14 protein-coding genes and 1 tRNA gene are annotated in these 15,882 nt (G+C 69.8%); 11 read left to right on the top strand and 4 right to left on the bottom strand.

Going from position 1 to position 15,882, the window contains the following annotated elements; all coding sequences use genetic code 11:
* Positions 1–2: 2 nt before the first annotated feature.
* A complete protein-coding gene (locus tag F9C12_RS25865; protein ID WP_409462109.1) occupies positions 3–1,745 on the bottom strand; it encodes a class I SAM-dependent DNA methyltransferase in 1,743 nt (580 codons plus the stop codon).
* Positions 1,746–1,822: 77 nt separating this feature from the next.
* On the opposite strand from F9C12_RS25865, the gene F9C12_RS25860 reads away from it, so the two are divergent.
* The gene (locus tag F9C12_RS25860; protein ID WP_409184408.1) at positions 1,823–2,572 is read left to right on the top strand and encodes a PP2C family protein-serine/threonine phosphatase; all 750 of its coding nucleotides are present in this window, start codon (positions 1,823–1,825) and stop codon (positions 2,570–2,572) included.
* A gap of 63 nt (positions 2,573–2,635) precedes the next feature.
* Positions 2,636–2,720 (top strand) — tRNA-Ser (locus F9C12_RS25855).
* Between the two features lie 232 nt (positions 2,721–2,952).
* On the opposite strand, the gene F9C12_RS25850 is transcribed toward F9C12_RS25855, so the two are convergent.
* Complete coding sequence (locus tag F9C12_RS25850; RefSeq protein ID WP_409462108.1) at positions 2,953–4,392, bottom strand: MFS transporter; 1,440 nt, start codon at positions 4,390–4,392, stop codon at positions 2,953–2,955.
* Positions 4,393–4,517: 125 nt separating this feature from the next.
* On the opposite strand from F9C12_RS25850, the gene F9C12_RS25845 reads away from it, so the two are divergent.
* From F9C12_RS25845 to F9C12_RS25815, 7 genes are all read left to right on the top strand, one after another.
* A complete protein-coding gene (locus F9C12_RS25845; RefSeq protein WP_409462107.1) occupies positions 4,518–5,276 on the top strand; it encodes a TetR/AcrR family transcriptional regulator in 759 nt (252 codons plus the stop codon).
* A gap of 42 nt (positions 5,277–5,318) precedes the next feature.
* A complete protein-coding gene (locus tag F9C12_RS25840) occupies positions 5,319–5,696 on the top strand; it encodes a nuclear transport factor 2 family protein (RefSeq protein WP_409462106.1) in 378 nt (125 codons plus the stop codon).
* A 358-nt stretch (positions 5,697–6,054) separates the two neighbouring features.
* Positions 6,055–6,315: a hypothetical protein gene (locus F9C12_RS25835; RefSeq protein ID WP_009084635.1), complete on the top strand. Its 261-nt coding sequence runs from the start codon at positions 6,055–6,057 to the stop codon at positions 6,313–6,315.
* A 5-nt stretch (positions 6,316–6,320) separates the two neighbouring features.
* The gene (locus F9C12_RS25830; protein WP_409184404.1) at positions 6,321–6,569 is read left to right on the top strand and encodes a hypothetical protein; all 249 of its coding nucleotides are present in this window, start codon (positions 6,321–6,323) and stop codon (positions 6,567–6,569) included.
* 7 nt (positions 6,570–6,576) lie between these two features.
* Positions 6,577–9,327, top strand: a complete 2,751-nt coding sequence (locus tag F9C12_RS25825; protein ID WP_409462105.1) for an FtsK/SpoIIIE domain-containing protein — start codon at positions 6,577–6,579, stop codon at positions 9,325–9,327.
* Positions 9,324–9,695, top strand: coding sequence for a hypothetical protein (locus F9C12_RS25820; RefSeq protein ID WP_409462104.1), 372 nt, complete (start codon positions 9,324–9,326; stop codon positions 9,693–9,695). The genes F9C12_RS25825 and F9C12_RS25820 overlap by 4 nt, the downstream gene beginning before the upstream one ends.
* 55 nt (positions 9,696–9,750) lie before the next feature.
* Positions 9,751–10,467, top strand: a complete 717-nt coding sequence (locus F9C12_RS25815; RefSeq protein ID WP_409462103.1) for a DinB family protein — start codon at positions 9,751–9,753, stop codon at positions 10,465–10,467.
* 34 nt (positions 10,468–10,501) lie between these two features.
* Here the strand turns inward: F9C12_RS25815 and F9C12_RS25810 are convergent, their stop codons facing one another.
* Complete coding sequence (locus tag F9C12_RS25810) at positions 10,502–13,003, bottom strand: endonuclease/exonuclease/phosphatase family protein (RefSeq protein ID WP_409462102.1); 2,502 nt, start codon at positions 13,001–13,003, stop codon at positions 10,502–10,504.
* Between the two features lie 125 nt (positions 13,004–13,128).
* On the opposite strand from F9C12_RS25810, the gene F9C12_RS25805 reads away from it, so the two are divergent.
* A complete protein-coding gene (locus F9C12_RS25805) occupies positions 13,129–14,145 on the top strand; it encodes a CapA family protein (RefSeq protein WP_409462101.1) in 1,017 nt (338 codons plus the stop codon).
* A 381-nt stretch (positions 14,146–14,526) separates the two neighbouring features.
* On the opposite strand, the gene F9C12_RS25800 is transcribed toward F9C12_RS25805, so the two are convergent.
* A complete protein-coding gene (locus F9C12_RS25800; protein ID WP_409462100.1) occupies positions 14,527–15,216 on the bottom strand; it encodes an alpha/beta fold hydrolase in 690 nt (229 codons plus the stop codon).
* Between the two features lie 92 nt (positions 15,217–15,308).
* Here F9C12_RS25800 and F9C12_RS25795 point away from each other — a divergent pair, with 92 nt between their 5' ends.
* Positions 15,309–15,872 (top strand): TetR/AcrR family transcriptional regulator, encoded by a 564-nt coding sequence (locus tag F9C12_RS25795; protein ID WP_409462099.1) that lies wholly within the window; start codon positions 15,309–15,311, stop codon positions 15,870–15,872.
* Positions 15,873–15,882: the final 10 nt, after the last annotated feature.

Here is a 15,882-nt window from a genome sequence, read left to right as displayed (position 1 = left end):
GCTCACCCGCCACCGGGCTTCAGCCGTCCTTCGGCGAGTGCGGCAAAGCCTAGCCGCACCAGGTCGCGGCCGATTTCCGCGGTTTGCCGCAAGGCCCGGTCGAAGTCCGCGAGCGCGCGGAACGCGACGCCGTACGCACGCTGCGTTTCGAGCGGATGCCGCGGCACCTTGAGCCGGCGCGCGTCGATCCGGGTCGACGCGCTGTGCACCGGGAAGTCCGCGGCGCGCAGGCATCCGGCGAGGAACTGCGCGTCGAGCAGCTCCGGATCCACGCGATAACGGGAAAGCGCGGGTCCGAGCCGCACCGGAGCTCCACTGTGGACGATCACCGCGCCGGTGACCGACGCGACCACGTCGCCATCGTGGGCGAACACCGCCGCCGGATCGGCCGCGGCGTGCCCGGTCGGCGGACCGCCGATCAGGACGTCGTCGGTGGTCAGCACGGGTTCGTCGCCGTCGGCGGTGCGCGGCGGCGCGTGCGTGATCCGCAGCGCGCCCGCCTTCACCAGCTCGCCGACGGTCGTGTGCGCCGCTTCGCCGGACGCCAGTTCCAGCTTGGGCAGCTCGATCCCGATCTGGCCGAAAATCCGTTGCGCGGCCAGGAAAGCCTCGCCCGAATCGCTCTTGCCAGGCCGGCCCGAGGGGGTCAGGTCGACGTCGTCGTCGAGCATGTCGATGATGCGTTCGCCGGTGTCCGGATCGGCCAAAAAGGCCTGCCACACCTGCTCGACGTTCTCCGCGGTGGTGTCGGCGATCAGCACGGTAGCCGGCGCGCGCTGCTCCGGTTCCGGTCGCGTGAGCAGCCAGAGATCGGTGCCTGGCGCGAGCGTGCACACCGCGCGCAACGCGCCCGCGCGCAGCAAGTTGGCCCGGATGCGCTTCCCGCTTCGCCGTCCGGCCGCCGCGCCCGGCATCAAAACCGCCACCGCGCCACCGGGTTTCACGTGCGCGAGGCAGTGCTGCACCCACGCCAGCTCCGACTCGCCACGCGGCGGCAAGCCGTACTCCCACCGCGCGTCGCCGACGAGTTCCTCGTGCCCCCAGCCCCGCTCGTTGAACGGCGGGTCGCACAGCACGACGTCCGCCAGCCGTCCGGCGAAAGCGTCCGCGCGCAACGCATCCGAGGCGTGCACCTCGGTGTCCGCGCCGTGCAGCCGCAGCCGGATCGCGGCGATCCGCGCGGTGTCCGGGTCGACGTCCTGCCCGCGCGCCCGGGTCGCCGCGGCGGCCAGCAGCAGCGACCCGAATCCGCACGCCGGGTCGAGCACCGTGGCGCCCTTCGCACCGGTCAGCCGCACCATGAGGTCGGCGTACGCGGTCGGCGTCGTGGAGAGCCGACGCGCGTGTGCTTCGAAGAACCGGTCGCAGAGCTGCTCGAACGTCTCCGCCGCGCCTTCGTCCGAGGCGAGCTGGGAGATCAAGGCCAGCAGCTGCGGATCGTCCGGCCCCGCGGCGTCGTCCGCGAGATACTCGCCGACCGACGCCAGCCGCGCGCCAAGGTCGAGGTCATCGCCGAGCGCGCGCAGCCGTTGCCACGCTTCGTCGATCGGCGCCAGCTCGAACGGACGACCGCGCCCGCGCAGCCACGCCTGCACTTCCGGCAGCGAAAACAACGGGCTGGATGCCGTGCCGCCTACCGGCTTGGGAAAATCGTCATGGCGCCGCCGCCAGTTGCTCACCGCCGCCCGGCGCACGCCCGCCAAGCGCGCGATGTCGGCCGCACTCACCGCCGCGTCGTCTGCCATGTCGAGCACGATAGCCGACGACAGCGGTTTCCATCGTTTTGCTTGTTAACTCAGTCAACCAATGGTTTCATGGGGGCATGGCCACCGAGCAGACCCGGTTCACCCTGCGCTACTCCGCGGGATCGGACCAAGGGCGACGACGCCCCAACAACGAGGACTCCGTGTACGCCAGCGGGCGGATGCTCGTGGTGGCGGACGGGATCGGCGGCCAGCCGCACGGCGAGGTGGCCAGCTCGACCGCGGTCAGCGTGCTGGCCTCGCTGGACGCGGAGCTGCGCACCCTGGACCTGACGGCGCACAACCTGTCGAACCTGCTCGCCGACGGCGTCCGCCGGGTCGGCGAACAGCTCGCGCAGGTGGCCGAGGAAACCCCCGCGACCCACGGCATGGGCACCACGCTGACCACCCTGCTGTTCGACGGCACCCACTTCGCCGCGGCCCACGTCGGCGACTCCCGCGGCTACCTCCTGCGAGACGGCGAACTGCAGCGCATCACCCGCGACCACACCCTGGCCCAGGCCCTGGTCGAAGACGGCACGATCAGCGCCGCCGACGCCGACGGCCACCCGCGCGGCTCAATGCTGATGAAGGCCCTCCTGAGCACCGGCTCGGCCGAACCGGACGTCTGGGAATTCACCCCGCAAGCAGGCGACCGCTACCTGCTCTGCTCGGACGGCCTCACCGCGGGCGCCAGCGAACCGGCCATCCAGGACGTCCTTTCCCAAGGCACCCCAGAGGAAACCGTCCCGAGGCTCATCGCACTGGCCAACGAGGGCGGCGGCCCGGACAACATCACCATCGTGGTCGCCGACGTCGTCCCGGCCTGAACGCGTACCCGCAGGTCGGACCACCTGCGGAAGGCGAAAGGGCCATCCGGTATTCTTCCCCACGGAGGATTGGCCGAGCGGCCTAAGGCGCACGCTTGGAAAGCGTGTTGGGTTCACGCCCTCGCAGGTTCGAATCCTGTATCCTCCGCAGCGGTAACCAGCGGAAACGCCGGTCGTCCCAGGTTTGGGGCGACCGGCGTTTCTCGTCTTGGGCTCAGTTTTAGGCTCGGTTGCCCCTGGCCGATGACCGGCTCCTTGCCCTTGTCCCGCACGCTCCCCTTCACGAGCCTGCTGACGTCGGGTTTCGTCGCGGGAAAATGCAGAGCGCCGCAGCCCAGGCGGGCTTGGCGAAGAAGTCGGTTCGGCGCTTGGTCACCCCCTCACCGAACACGGACAATCACCACAGCCGCCCCAAGCATCAACCCCGCACACACCACCGCCGCCACCCCGGTTTCCGTGCTGAACGCCGCGAAAGCCGCCTCGCGCAACGCATCCCCGGGCGGGAGCTTCGCCGCCGCTTCCAAGGTCTCGGCACCCGACGGCATCGCCGCGCGGTACACGGCCGCGCCGATGCTTCCCAGCAGGGCGATTCCCATCGCGCCGCCGAATTCCGCGGACGTTTCCGCCATCGCCGACGCCATTCCGGCTCGTTCCGGGGGCGCCGCGGACAGGATCACGTCCGTCACCACCGCCGCGACTCCGGCGATGCCCAGCGACACCACCGTGAGCGCCGCGATGAAGTACGCGGCTCCGGGCAGCGGCAGTGCCAGCAGTCCGAACCCCGCCGCGGCCACGAGCAGGCCGATCGCCAGCACCCGCGGTTTGCCGATGCGGGCGGCCAGCGTCGCGGCCACCCCGATCCCGACCGGCATCACGGCGAACGTCGGCAGTGCCCACAGCGCCGACTCCAGCGGGCTCATCCCCAGCACGACCTGCAGGTACTGCCAGGTGAAAAGGTTGAACCCGACCAGCGCGAACGTCGCCAGCAGATCGATCAGCAACGGCACCGCGAACGCACGCGAGCGCACCAGAGCCAGGTCGATCAGCGGACGCGCCGCGGTGCGCTGGCGGCGTACGAAGGCGACGCCGGCGACGAGACCGGCGACGCAGCCCGCGATCGGCAGCCAGCCGAACCCATGCGCGGCGAGCTGCTTGACGCCGTAGACGATTCCGAGCACGGACCCGATCGACAGCACCGCGCCGAGCAGGTCGAAGGGCCCCTCCGCGAGCGTCCGGTGTTCGGGCAGCAGCAGCGGGCCGAGCGCCAGCAGGAGCAGCATCACCGGCACGTTGATCAGGAACACCGAGCCCCAGTGGAAGTGCTGGAGCAGCAGGCCGCCGATGATCGGGCCCAGCACCGCGCCTCCCGCGAACCCCGCGGTCCACAGGCCGACCGCGGTCGCGCGCTGCCTGGCGTCGTGGAACATGCCGCGGATCAACGCGAGGGTGGACGGCGCGAGCGTCGCCCCGGCGATCCCGAGCAGCATCCGGGCGACGATGAGCATCGTCGGCGTGGCGGAGAAAGCGGCGAGGACCGACGCGCCGCCGAACGCCGCCGCTCCGGCCAGCAGCAAGCGGCGGCGGCCGATCCGGTCGCCGAGGGTGCCCATGGTGATGAGCAGGCCGGCCAGCAGGAACCCGTACGAGTCCATGATCCACAGCAGCTGCGAGCCGCTCGGCTCCAGATCGGCGGTCAACGACGGCATGGCCACGAACATCACCGACATGTCCATCGACGCCAGCACGCACGGCAGCAGCAAGACCGCCAGTCCGGCCCATTCCCTCGGACCTGCGGTCGAGGAGGTTGTTTCTTCCAGCATGCGTACAAAGTACGCACGCCTGCCGCCGACTTCCAAAGCCTTTTATCCAGAGGCTGACAGAGCAATTCCCGCACCGGCTAGACTTTCCGCACGGCCGTCAGCGGTGTGACGAAAAGAGGTATCGAGTGAAGTGCGGGTCCTGCGGAAAGCCCCTCGCCGCTCCAGACCGGGGCCGGCCGCGGCAGTACTGCTCAAGGGCCTGCCAGGCGAAGGCGTATCGCGCGCGCAAGGCGGAATCCGAGGAGGACCGCGGCCAGCTGACCGTCGACCGGATCGTGCGGGCGGGGATCGCGGTCGCGGACGCCGAGGGGCTCGAAGCGCTGTCGATGCGCCGGGTGGCGGCAGAACTCGGCGCGGGGACCATGGCGCTTTACCGGCACGTCGCGTCCAAGGACGACCTGGTGGCGCTGATGGTCGAGGCCGCGCTCACCGAGGTCCCGCCGCCGGAAACCCCGCCGCGCGACTGGCGGGCCGGGCTGGAGCGCGCCGCCTACCGCGACTGGGACCTCTACCACCGGCACCCGTGGATCCTGGCGAAGGTGCTGGTCACCACCCGGACCCACGACAGCCCGGCCCTCTCCGCGGACAGCGAGCACGCGTTCGCCTCCTTCGACGGCCTCGGCCTCGACCCGGCGGACGCGTTCCGGTACCTGTTCCTGTTCGCCTCGTACGTGCAAGGCGTGGCGCTCACCTACGTCAGCGACGTGGAGGCCGAACGCCGCGGCGCACCGAGGCACCGCCCGAGCTTCGACGCCTACCCGCGGCTCGGCGCCGCGATGCGGGCGATGACCGATCCGTGGGACCTGGACGAACTGTTCGCGTCCGGGCTTTCCGGTGTCCTGGACGGGATCGCGGCCGACCTGGCCCGCAAGGGAATCCTCTGACGGCGCACAATCCCACCCCTCGGACGCTGGCAGAATCCGGTCATGGACCACAGCGCGGCGCACGAGTTCGCCACCCACTGGGCGAAGGCCTGGAACGCCCACGACCTCGACACCCTGATGACTCACTTCGCCGACGACGTGACCTTCCGGTCCCCGGTCGCGGTCCAGGTGATCGGCGGCGACGGCGTGATCCGCGGCAAGGAGGCGCTGCGCGCGTACTGGGCCGAAGGGCTGCGCCGGATTCCCGACCTCCGTTTCGAGGTCATCGGCGTCTACGTCGGGCTCGACGCGCTCGTCATCAACTACCGCAACCAGAAGGGCGGGCTGGTCAACGAGGTCCTGGTTTTCGACGGCCCGCTCGTCGTCGAGGGCTACGGCACCTACCTCGGCGCCGACCCGAATCCGGCCGGGGCTCGCTGAACCAGGGGGAGCGGTCCGCGACAAGGGGCTGGGATCGGCCGAACGGTCCTACCCGCTAGGCTTCGCCGCAGACTTCATCGCAGCCGTCCGGAGAGGTTCCCCGGTGTCACGAATACCGTTTTGACCTGGGCGTTGGCGGTCGCACGCCACCGGAAAACCCGCAGCTCAGAAGAGGGTCGGGCGGGTTTCGGACCCCGCGTGCGCACCAGTGAAGCCAACGCCCGACAGGCCCCGGACCGCCACCCGCGTCCGGGGCTTTGTCGATTCTCCCGTTCCCACTTACTTACCGAAAACACTTGATCACGCTAAGTTTGTACGTGGTCGTTCCAGCCCCAGACGTACCGAGGAGCCCGCCCCCATGGCCGGAGTGGAAGAGATCCGCGCTGGTATCGCGCTCGCGAACGAGAAGGCGTCCGCGAGCATCGCCGCGCTGCAGCAGGCAGCACAGGCACTCGAAGAAGCACAGCTGTCGCTGTCCCAAGCCACCCAGGGCAGCAGCCAGCACGAGGTGAACCAGGCGCACGGCCTGCTCGCCGAGGCGCTGCAAGGGATCACCGGCATGCAGAGCACCATCCAGGCCGGCATCTCGTCGGCCGATTCCTACTCGGCACGGCTTTAACGCCGATGTCCGGGCTCGCCGAAATCCACCAGTTGCTCACCGCCGCGCGAGCGGGGGTCGGCGACGGACGGGCGCACGCCGAGCGGGCGAGGACTCTGCTCGGCGACGCCCGGCGCGCTCTCGTCGACGCACAGGCCAAGGCAGATCCGTGGCTGCCCGGGCAGCTGGCGCAGGCCGACGAGGCGATCGAGCATCTCCTCACCCGTTTGTCCGCCGCCGACGATTTAGTGGGCGGATACCAGTCACGCCTGTAGGGATGAGATGGCCAGCAAGGCAGCCGAGCAACGCAATCGTGTGCAAACCGCCCTCGACCGGGTCCGGCACCAGATCGGGCTCGTGCTCGGGGCCGCGGCGGGCGCGCGCGAAATGGCCGAGGCCGAGGTGGCGCGGCTGACGCTGGAACAGGAGATCGTCCGGGTCGGCATGGACCACGCCGATCCGGCGCAGCAGACGGAGTGGGCCCGGCATCCGGCGGCGCACGAGGTGTTCGCCGCGCTCGGCGGCACCCGCGCCGCCTTCTACACCGACTGGAGCGCCGGTCCCGGCGAGTTGCGCGATCTCGTCGCCGCGCACGCGCCGGGCCCGGCCGGACGGCCGCCGAGCGAATGGCTCGGCCGCGTCGGCACGAATCCCGGCGTGACCGCGCCCGGGTTGTGGCGGGTCGGTTCGGCCACCGCGGCCGGACGCGACATCTCGCGCACGTTCGACGTCGCGGTGCCGTTGCTGGACGAATCGCACCTGGCCATCACGTCCGCGCCGAAAACGCGGCCGGTGGTGGACGGGATCGTGCAGGGCCTGCTGATGCGCGTGCTGTCGGCGTTCGAGCCCGGCGCGGTGAAAATCCACCTGTGGGACGTCGGGCAGCTCACCGCGATCCTGCCGGACCTGTACCCGCTCAGCCGCACGAGCGCGCTGTCGCTGTACGACCCGACGCGGCTGGAGGATCTGCTCGACGAACTCGCCGGGCACATCCGCCGGATCCACGCCACCGGCATGCAGGCCGGCCACACCTCGTTGCGGGAACTGCGGAAAGCCACCGGCCAGCGCCTGGAGCCGTACCGGATCGCGGTGCTGTACGGCAACGGCGAAACCCTCGACGCGGAACGCGCGCGCGACCTCAAACGCGTGGCCAGCGGCGCGCTCGCAGCCGGGATCTGCCTGATCCTGGTCGACGTGCCCACCGCGGTGAGCGCGTCGATCGAAACGCTCAGCCTGCTGGACGAACGCCGCGCGGTCAGCAGCATGACCGGCAGCGACCTGGTCGTGGACCTCGACCCGCCGATGCCGTCCGGGCAGGTCATCCGGGCGGCGAACCGCATCGCCGAAGCGCTGATCGCCCGCCAGGGCGGCCCCCGGTCGTTCGCCGACCTGATGCCCGCCGAGATCGGCCAGGAAAGTTCGGCGCGGGAACTGCGCGCGCCGGTCGGGTTCCACGAGGGCGAAGCGGTCGAGGTGGTGATCGGCGACGCGAGCCCGCACGCGCTCATCGGCGGACCGAGCGGCTCCGGGAAAACGAACTTCCTGTACGCGTTGCTGGGCAGCCTCGCCGCGCGCTATTCGCCGGACGAGCTGGCGTTGTACCTGCTGGACTTCAAGGAAGGCGTCTCGTTCGCCGGTCTCGCGCCCGGCCGCAAGGACTCCAGCTGGCTGCCGCACGCGAAACTGGTCGGCGTCAACGTCAACACCGACCGCGAATTCGGGTTGGCGCTGCTGCGTTTCCTCGCCGACGAATTGCGCCGCCGCTCCGCCGCGGCCAAGGAGCACGAGGTCACCAACCTGGCCGACCTGCGGGAACAAGACCCGGGCGGGCACTGGCCGCGGATCGTCGCGGTGATCGACGAATTCCAGTACCTCTTCGCCGGACGCGACCAGGTCACCGCGCAGGCCACGCAATTGCTCGAGGACATCGCGCGCCGCGGGCGTTCGCAGGGCATTCATCTCGTGCTGGCGAGCCAGGACGTCGCCGGCATCGAGGCGTTCTGGGGCAAGCCCGCGGTATTCGAGCAGTGCACGCTGCGCATCGCGATGCCGAAGGCACGCCGGGTGCTCGCGGAAACGAACAACGCGGCGGTGTCCGCGCCCAAGTGGCACGCGGTGATCAACCACGATTCCGGGGTCGCGCATGGAAACCAGCTCGCGCACGTGCCGGACGCGAGCACTCGCAACGTTTTCGTGAACCTGCAGCAGAAACTGTGGGAACTCTACGCCGGCCGCTTCACCCGGCCGCGTCTTTTCGACGGGGCGCATTCGCCGATCCTGGAACAGTTCCCGGCTTTCCTGGAACTCAAGCCGAACCCCCAGCCGCGGGCGATCCTCGGCCAGTCGATCGACGTCACCGAGGCCGCCTGCGGAGTCGAACTGCCCCGCGTACCCGGCCGGAACGTCGCGGTGCTCGGCGGCGCGACCGCGGAGGCTCTGTCCATTATGGACTCCGCCGCGCGCTCGCTTTCCAAGCAGCTGAAGGAAGGCGAAGCCGAGTTTCTGCTGCACTGCCCGATCGAAGCGAGTTCGTCAGCCGTCCTGGATTTGAAGGACCGGCTGGTCGACGAAGGACATCTCGCGACGCTGACCGACAACCTGTCCGGGGAGCTGGAGTCCATCGCCGAATCGCTCGACACGACGACGCCGCGCATTCTGTTGCTGTACGGAGTGGACGCCGCGTTGCCTTCGCTGGAGGCAAAGGCCGTCGGACAGCTGAAGAGCGGTCTCGACCACCTGCGCACGCTGCTGAAAAATGGCCCGTCGCACGGCGTGCACGTCATCGGCTGGTGGCGCAGCGTCGCGCGGCTCAAGGACACTCTCGGCTTCGGCGGCACGGACGACATCGGCACCTGGGCCGCGCTGGACGTCCAGGGCAACGAACTGTCGCCGTTCGCCGCGGGCCAGGTCGTGCACTGGTCGCCGCGACCGGGCCGGGCCTTGTTCTTCGACCGCACCACGCACGGGGCGCCGGAAGTCATCATCCCGTTCCAGCGCCCGGAAACCGAGCCGACCGCGGGAGGCACGCCGTGACCGAGGGAACCACCAGCCCCGCCATGCGGTACAAGGAAATCGTCGGACTCGCCCGAGGTTCGGCGGACAGCTTGCGCGCGTGGGAACTGGCACGAGCGGACGAAATCGAACGTCTGCTGGCGGACGCGCACGCCGCGGTGGCCGCCGCGCAGGACCGGGAGGAGAAGGCCCGCGAGCGCGCCAACCGATGGTGGAAAATGGCGCTGCACAACGTTTCCCGGCTGAGTTTCGTTGAGGTGCTGGACGATCCGCAGCCGATCCCGACGGCTCGGCCGCAGTATTTGGACCGGTATCTGGAAGAGGTCAAACCGAGTTACCAGGAGCTGGTCCAGGCGGTGCTGGGGCTGGGCTGGCGGGCCAAACGCTGACCCGCCTCTCGCTGGCCGCCCGTTTTTGTCGGTGCCCGGTCCTAGCATGCGAAGTATGACCCGATATGTCGACGAAGACCTGCACGGCGCGGAGTTCCGCGAGTGCGATTTGACTGGGGCGCGCCTGATCGGTGTCGTCATGCAAGACGCGGTGATCGACGGACTGGTCACCAACCTCGTGGTGAACGGGGTCGAGGTCACCGAGTACGTCGAGGCGGAGCTGGACCGGCGGTATCCGGTGCGGGTGCTGATCCGCTCCGGCGATCTCGCCGACCTGCGCGAGGCGGCCCGGCGGCTGCACGCTGACTGGGCCGCCACGATCGAACGAATCCGCCGTGCGCCCGGCATCGAAAGCCGCGGCGTGAACGACGAATGGTCGGCCGCGCAGACGTTGCGCCACCTGGTTTTCGTCCACGACTCGTGGTTCCGCCGCTGCTGTCTGAGCTCGACGGAGCTGTTCACGCCGATGGGCATCGGGCCAGCTGTCGAGCCCTACCGGGAAGCGCACGGGATTGATCTCTCGCTCGATCCGTCCCTCGACGAGATCGTACGGGTGCGTGCCGCACAGGCCGCCGAACTGGAGTCCTGGCTGGATAAAGCCACCGCGGCTCAGCTAGCGGCGCCAGCCCCGGTGCCGGAAGACGATGTCTGGCCGCCGTACGCCCGGGGCCGCTCGGTGCGGCAATGCCTTGGCACGGTGCTGAACGAAACCTTCGAGCACCACGGCTTCTGCGTTCGCGACCTTGACCTGATCGAAGGCGAAAAGCCGTGAGGGGAACCGTGCGGTCCCCCTCACGGACGGCTAACTACGCCGTGCGATGCAGAAACCGGTCGAACTGGTCGAGCAGGTCGTTGGCGAAGTCCGCGAACGGATTCCCCTCCGAAGGCCGGAACCGCACCACCTGTGGGTCGTGGTCGCTCGCCTGGTCCGCGAACTCGGCGTTGACATGCACCACGTCATAGTCCACGCCGCGCGGGGCGGCCGACGTCAGAATGTGGTCCAGCACCTGCGACTGCCCTTCGTACACGTAGCTGTACCGCTCGGCCGGCGGCAGCGTCGAGATCAGGTCCTTCAGCAACCCTCCCGACGTCAGCTTCGCCAGCGCGGGCGAGAACTGGTAGTCGTTGAGGTCGCCGGCCACCACGACGTTCGCCCGCGGGTCCGCGTTGAGCAGCTGCGCCACGAACCCCTGCAGCACGGTCGCCTGCTTCTGCCGCTGCACCTCGGAGCTGCGCTTCGGCGGCTGGTAACGGCCATGCGTTGGCTGGTCGCCCCCCTTGGAGTTGAAGTGGTTGGCCAGCACGAAAACGGTGCGGCCGCGGAACACGAACTCCCCGGCCAGCGGCTTGCGGCTGTCCTCCCACGCCTCGTTGCCCGGGTCGACCCGGCCCGGCGACTGCGTCAGATGTGCCTTGCCGTGTTCGGAAACCACGCCCACCGAGGAGGTCGGGCCGCCACCGGGCCGGTCCACAAAGGACACCCGCGCCGGGTTGAAGAGGAAGCCGACTCGGATGTTGCCGCCCGGCTGTCCGCCGTCCTCGTCGTTCACCGGGTTGATCTGCCGCCACTGGTAGCGCGGGCCTCCCGCGGCGACGATCGCGTCGGTGAACTTCTTCAGCGTCGCGTCGGCGTCGACCGTGCCGTCGTCGATCGCGCCGCTGTTGTCCTGGATTTCTTCCAGGGTAACGATGTCCGGCGTCGCGAGGTTGTCGACGATGCCGTGCGCGAGCTGCGCGTACTTGGTGTCCGAATCGGACGGTGCGAGGTTCTCGACGTTGTAGGTCGCCACCGAAAGCTCGCCCGGCCGCTGCTTGCGCGTGGTTTCCCTCTGCAGCTTGTTGTCCTTGGCCGCGCCCAGCTTCGACGCGAACAGCGTGTAGCCGCCGAAGTTGCTGTACTCCACCGGGCCGGAGGTGACGCCGGTCAGCACGTCGCCGGTGTTGACCTTCGGAGCCGCCTGCTGCGCGGAAGGAATGATCGACTGCACCTTCAGCACGCCAGTGTTGGTCTTGTCGTAGCCGAGGTACACCGTGCCGCCGCGCGGCGTCGGGTTCTGCTGCGGTTTCGTGGTCACGTAAAGCTCGCCGTACTTGTTGCTCGGCCCGACCACGCGCGCGTCCGAAACCTGGACGATCTCGCTCTCGTGCGATTCCCAGAAGTCCAGCGAGTACTTCGCAGGCTCGAGCGGCAACGGCTCGATGTTGCCGCCCGCGTTGGGAGCCAGCACCTCCGGCACCTGGTCCGGCGTCAGCACCGTCGGCGCGGGCAGCGGATTCCCCGCCGAATCGACCGTCCACTGTGCACTCGTCAGCTCGGTGAGCGACTGGTAGTTCGAGGTCGCGGGCGCGTCCGGGTAGTACTCCTTGACCTTGCCCCGAGCGGTCACCGCGTCGCCGACCGCCACGTCCGGGGTGGTCGATCCGGTGAACACGAACAGGCCCTCGCTGGTGCGCGGGTCGCTGTCCGGATGCGGGTCGGTGATCCAGAATCCGCGCGCCGAGCCGAAGCTCCGCACCGCGGTGACAATGCCGGTGACGTCCTCGACCTGCTTGTCCTTGAACGGCGAAATCCGCGTCGTGCCCTGGATGTCGTGGATCTTCGCCGGAACGCCGGGCTCGCCGGGCGGGGTGCCGGTGGTCTCGCCCTTGGTGTTGGTGGGCGTCGGGTCGCCGACGGCGAAGTCCGCGCTGTTGTTGTCGGTGTCGGCGAGCGTCGCCGCGCGCGCGACCGAGGTCGTGTTGGACGGCGCGGCGGCCGGATTTCCTTCGCGGACAACGGCATCGCCGAAGCCGACGAGATCCTTGACGCGGCTGTCCGCCAGGCAGTCAGCCGCGGTCTTGCAGGTCAGCGGCGCGTTGTCGGACACGAGCGCGACGGTTCCCGCGGTCGCGGACATCGCGATGCCGCCGGTCGCGTCGGGCGTCGGCAGCGCGACCGTGCCGCCGTTGCCCTTCCCCTCCGCGACGAGGTAGCGGCCCTTCGGCGCGACCGAGCCGGTAAGCGGCGTGACCTGCCACTTGCTCGACGCGCTCGCCGAAGCAGGCAGGTACTGGACGCTGTAGCCGTCGAGCGCGACCGGCGCGCCGCCGTGATTGGCCAGCTCGATGAAGTCGTTGGTCAGCGTGGCGCCGGAATTGCCGCCACCGCCGTAGACCTCGGCGATCAGGGCGTCCGCGCTCGGCGTCGCCGAAGCGGGCGCGGCCAGTCCGCCGAACGCGAGAGCAGCGGCGGAGGCGGCAACCGCGCCTCTGGTCAGTCTTGCCCCACCGGCGCTGCGGCCCCCGGCGGGACGACGGGATATGGTCACCCTGAGTCCCCTCTGCATGTCAACGGTCGAGGCATCGTCCCCCGAACAAGCGAAGCGGAGGAAGACGAAAGGGCAACGATTCGTAACGAGCTGGAGGGATTTCCTCCTTTGGACGGGTTGACGCAATGATCACGCTCGTACTCGGCGGAGACGTCAACCTGCAGGGCCGCGCGAACCCGGAAACGGCGTTCCACCCGTTGACCTCGCTGCTCACCGGTGCCGACGTGCGGTTCGTGAATCTCGAAGGGCCGCTGTCCGGTTCGACCGGCATGGACATCCCGCACAAGCCGAACTGGCGGCATTCGCCGCCGGAGATGGTCGCCGCGCTGACCGCCGCCGAGATCGACGTGGTGTCGGTGGCCAACAACGTCACCTACCCGCCGGCCGCGGCGATGGCGAGCCTCGCCGTGCTGGACCGCGCCGGAATCGCGCACTGCGGCGCGGGCGCGAACCTCGCCGAAGCGCACGCGCCGGCGATCCTGTCGCGTCCCGGCGGCCGGATCGCGTTCCTCGCCTACACCTCGTTGTGCTGGCCCGTCGGACAGGAAGCGACCGAAGACTCGCCGGGCGTCGCCGTGGCGGGCGCTTACACGTCGTACCAACCGGATCCGCGCGTCCTGGACGTCCCCGGCCGCCCGCCGATCGTGCACACCACGCCGGTCCGCCGCGACCTGGAACTGCTGCTCGCCGACATCCGCCGCGCCCGCGCCGAGGCCGACCACGTCGTCGTGTCGATGCACTGGGGCATTCCCGGCGAAGAACTGGCCGAATACCAGGTGGCCTACGCGCACGCGATCATCGACGCCGGAGCCGATCTGGTCGTCGGACACGGGCCGCACACCGTGCAGCCGGTCGAGGTGTACCGCGGCCGCCCGATCCTGTACAGCCTGGGCAATCTCGTCTTCGACTGGCCGGCCATGCGCGACCGGCACCGCGACGGCCTGCTCGCCGGCTGCGTCGTCGGCGAGCAGATGCGGGTCGAATTAGTGCCGATCCGCCGCGACGAAGACAACGAATGCGTACCGTTGACGGGAGCGGACGCGGACGAGGCGCTGCGGCGGTTTGTGGAGCTGTCCGCGCGCCGCGGCACGAGCGTGACGGTCAGTGACGGTTTCGCGGCCGTTGAAGGACTTCGCGGCTGACCCGCCGATCCCGCCGTCACCCGGACGGCGCATCTGCCTTAAATGCAGCTCAAGCCCGGGGTCGGCTGGTACCGGGCGGGAGTACCTTACCGATGAGCACGGAAATTGTGGCCCAGACCACTTTCGGGCCGCCCCGGCGCTCACGGGTAGCACCTCGCGGGGGGAGGCGACACGGTCACGTGGGGGTTGACCGTCGTCGAGTGCGCGGGTGCCACCACCCGGAGGAAACAGCCGCGGGCGCGGGACTTTTTCCGCTTCGCCCGCGACCGCGGCTCCATGGATTTGCCCCGGGGAAGCCTCGCGAGTGGCGAGGCGCCGCCTTGACCGCGCGGGGGAGCGCGGGAGGGGGAGGAAGGCGGCCTGCCTCGCCACTCGTGAGCACTAACCGCTGAGCAGCGCCGTCGCGAGTCCGCCGGCAACCCGGGCACAGATCTCGCCGTGGGTGAGCGGCAGGTAGTGCCCGGCTCCCGGCACGATCTGCAGCGCCCCGTCTTGGCAGGCAGCCAAAAACCGTCGTTCGCCGAGGCGGAAGTGGTCGTGGCGGCCGTTGAGCAGCAGCACTCGCCCGGGGTACCGCGCGAGGTCGGCGAGCGGATCCAGCCCAGCCGCCAGCACGTCGGGGATGACTTCGGAAGCGATGCCCGCGGCGATCGTCGGTTCAGCCACCTCAGCGGGAAGAACCCGGCGAAGCAGCCACTCACCGTCGTGCGCGGTCCCCGCCAGGCCGCGGCTGGCGAACCGGAATCCGCCGCGCAGAACGCTGTTCGGCGCCAGCGAACATCCGGCTCCCACCAGGGAAACGACCCGCTCCGGATGGCGCGCCGCGGTCGCGATCGAGACATAGCCGCCGAGCGAATGCCCGACCACGACCGCCCGTCCGCCCACCTCGTCGATGGCGTCGGCGACCGCGGCGACCGCGCCGTCGAGCGTGAACTTCTCCCCGCGCCGCGTCCCGTGTCCCGGCAGGTCCGGCGCGGCGATTCGCCCGCGTGCCAGGCGTTTCTGCTGCTGCCAGCACGCTCCGGCCAACCGGATGCCGTGCACGAAAACCACCGGCAATACGTCGCTCATGTCCCCGCCTTCGCCCAGTTTGCAACGGTGCGTTGCGTATCACCGGTCTACCGAATGCAACGCACCGTTGCAACTCTGGCTAGGATCGGGCCATGGACCGGACCGCCTCCCGCCCGCGCAAGGCGGACGCCATCTTCTCCGCGACCCTCGCGCTGCTGGCCGAACGCGGGTACGACGCGCTGACGATCGAAGCGGTCGCCGCGCGGGCCGGGGTGCACAAAACGACGATCTACCGCACGTGGGCGACCAAGGACGAGGTCCTCGCCGACGCGCTCGTGCGGGCCCCGGAGCTGACCTTCGAGGTCCCCGACACCGGCTCCCTGCGCGGCGATCTTCTCGCGCTGGCCAAGGAGATCCACCGCCTGCTGGTCGATCCGGCGAACCGGCGCGTCATCACCGCTGCCGTCTCCGCGCTGCCGGACCGGCCCGCCACCGCCGAGGCCGCCGCACGGTTCTTCGCCGACCGCCTCGGCCGCGAGCAGGCCGTTTTCGACCGCGCCCACGCCCGAGGCGAACTCGCCGACGCCGCGGATTCGGAGATGATCATGGATCTGCTCGGCGGGAATCTCTGGTTCCACACCTTGGTCCGGGCGAAATCCGCCGACGACGCCTATCTCGAACGACTTGTCGACACCGTCCTCACCGGGGTGTCGTGAGTGGTGATCC

Source organism: Amycolatopsis sp. GA6-003, assembly GCF_046267895.1.
In the GTDB taxonomy this organism is placed as follows: Bacteria; Actinomycetota; Actinomycetes; order Mycobacteriales; family Pseudonocardiaceae; genus Amycolatopsis.
The sequence above is the reverse complement of the archived record's forward strand: the minus strand, read 5'-3'. Positions and strand labels throughout refer to the sequence as shown.

Excerpts from the sequence above, each read along its gene's own strand:
- F9C12_RS25825 (WP_409462105.1), top strand. The coding sequence starts at position 6,577 with ATGGCCAGCAAGGCAGCCGAGCAACGCAATCGTGTGCAAACCGCCCTC.
- F9C12_RS25815 (WP_409462103.1), top strand. The coding sequence starts at position 9,751 with ATGACCCGATATGTCGACGAAGACCTGCACGGCGCGGAGTTCCGCGAG.
- F9C12_RS25830 (WP_409184404.1), top strand. The coding sequence starts at position 6,321 with ATGTCCGGGCTCGCCGAAATCCACCAGTTGCTCACCGCCGCGCGAGCG.
- F9C12_RS25840 (WP_409462106.1), top strand. The coding sequence starts at position 5,319 with ATGGACCACAGCGCGGCGCACGAGTTCGCCACCCACTGGGCGAAGGCC.
- F9C12_RS25860 (WP_409184408.1), top strand. The coding sequence starts at position 1,823 with ATGGCCACCGAGCAGACCCGGTTCACCCTGCGCTACTCCGCGGGATCG.
- F9C12_RS25800 (WP_409462100.1), bottom strand. The coding sequence starts at position 15,216 with ATGAGCGACGTATTGCCGGTGGTTTTCGTGCACGGCATCCGGTTGGCC.
- F9C12_RS25865 (WP_409462109.1), bottom strand. The coding sequence starts at position 1,745 with ATGGCAGACGACGCGGCGGTGAGTGCGGCCGACATCGCGCGCTTGGCG.
- F9C12_RS25805 (WP_409462101.1), top strand. The coding sequence starts at position 13,129 with ATGATCACGCTCGTACTCGGCGGAGACGTCAACCTGCAGGGCCGCGCG.
- F9C12_RS25795 (WP_409462099.1), top strand. The coding sequence starts at position 15,309 with ATGGACCGGACCGCCTCCCGCCCGCGCAAGGCGGACGCCATCTTCTCC.
- F9C12_RS25835 (WP_009084635.1), top strand. The coding sequence starts at position 6,055 with ATGGCCGGAGTGGAAGAGATCCGCGCTGGTATCGCGCTCGCGAACGAG.
- F9C12_RS25850 (WP_409462108.1), bottom strand. The coding sequence starts at position 4,392 with ATGCTGGAAGAAACAACCTCCTCGACCGCAGGTCCGAGGGAATGGGCC.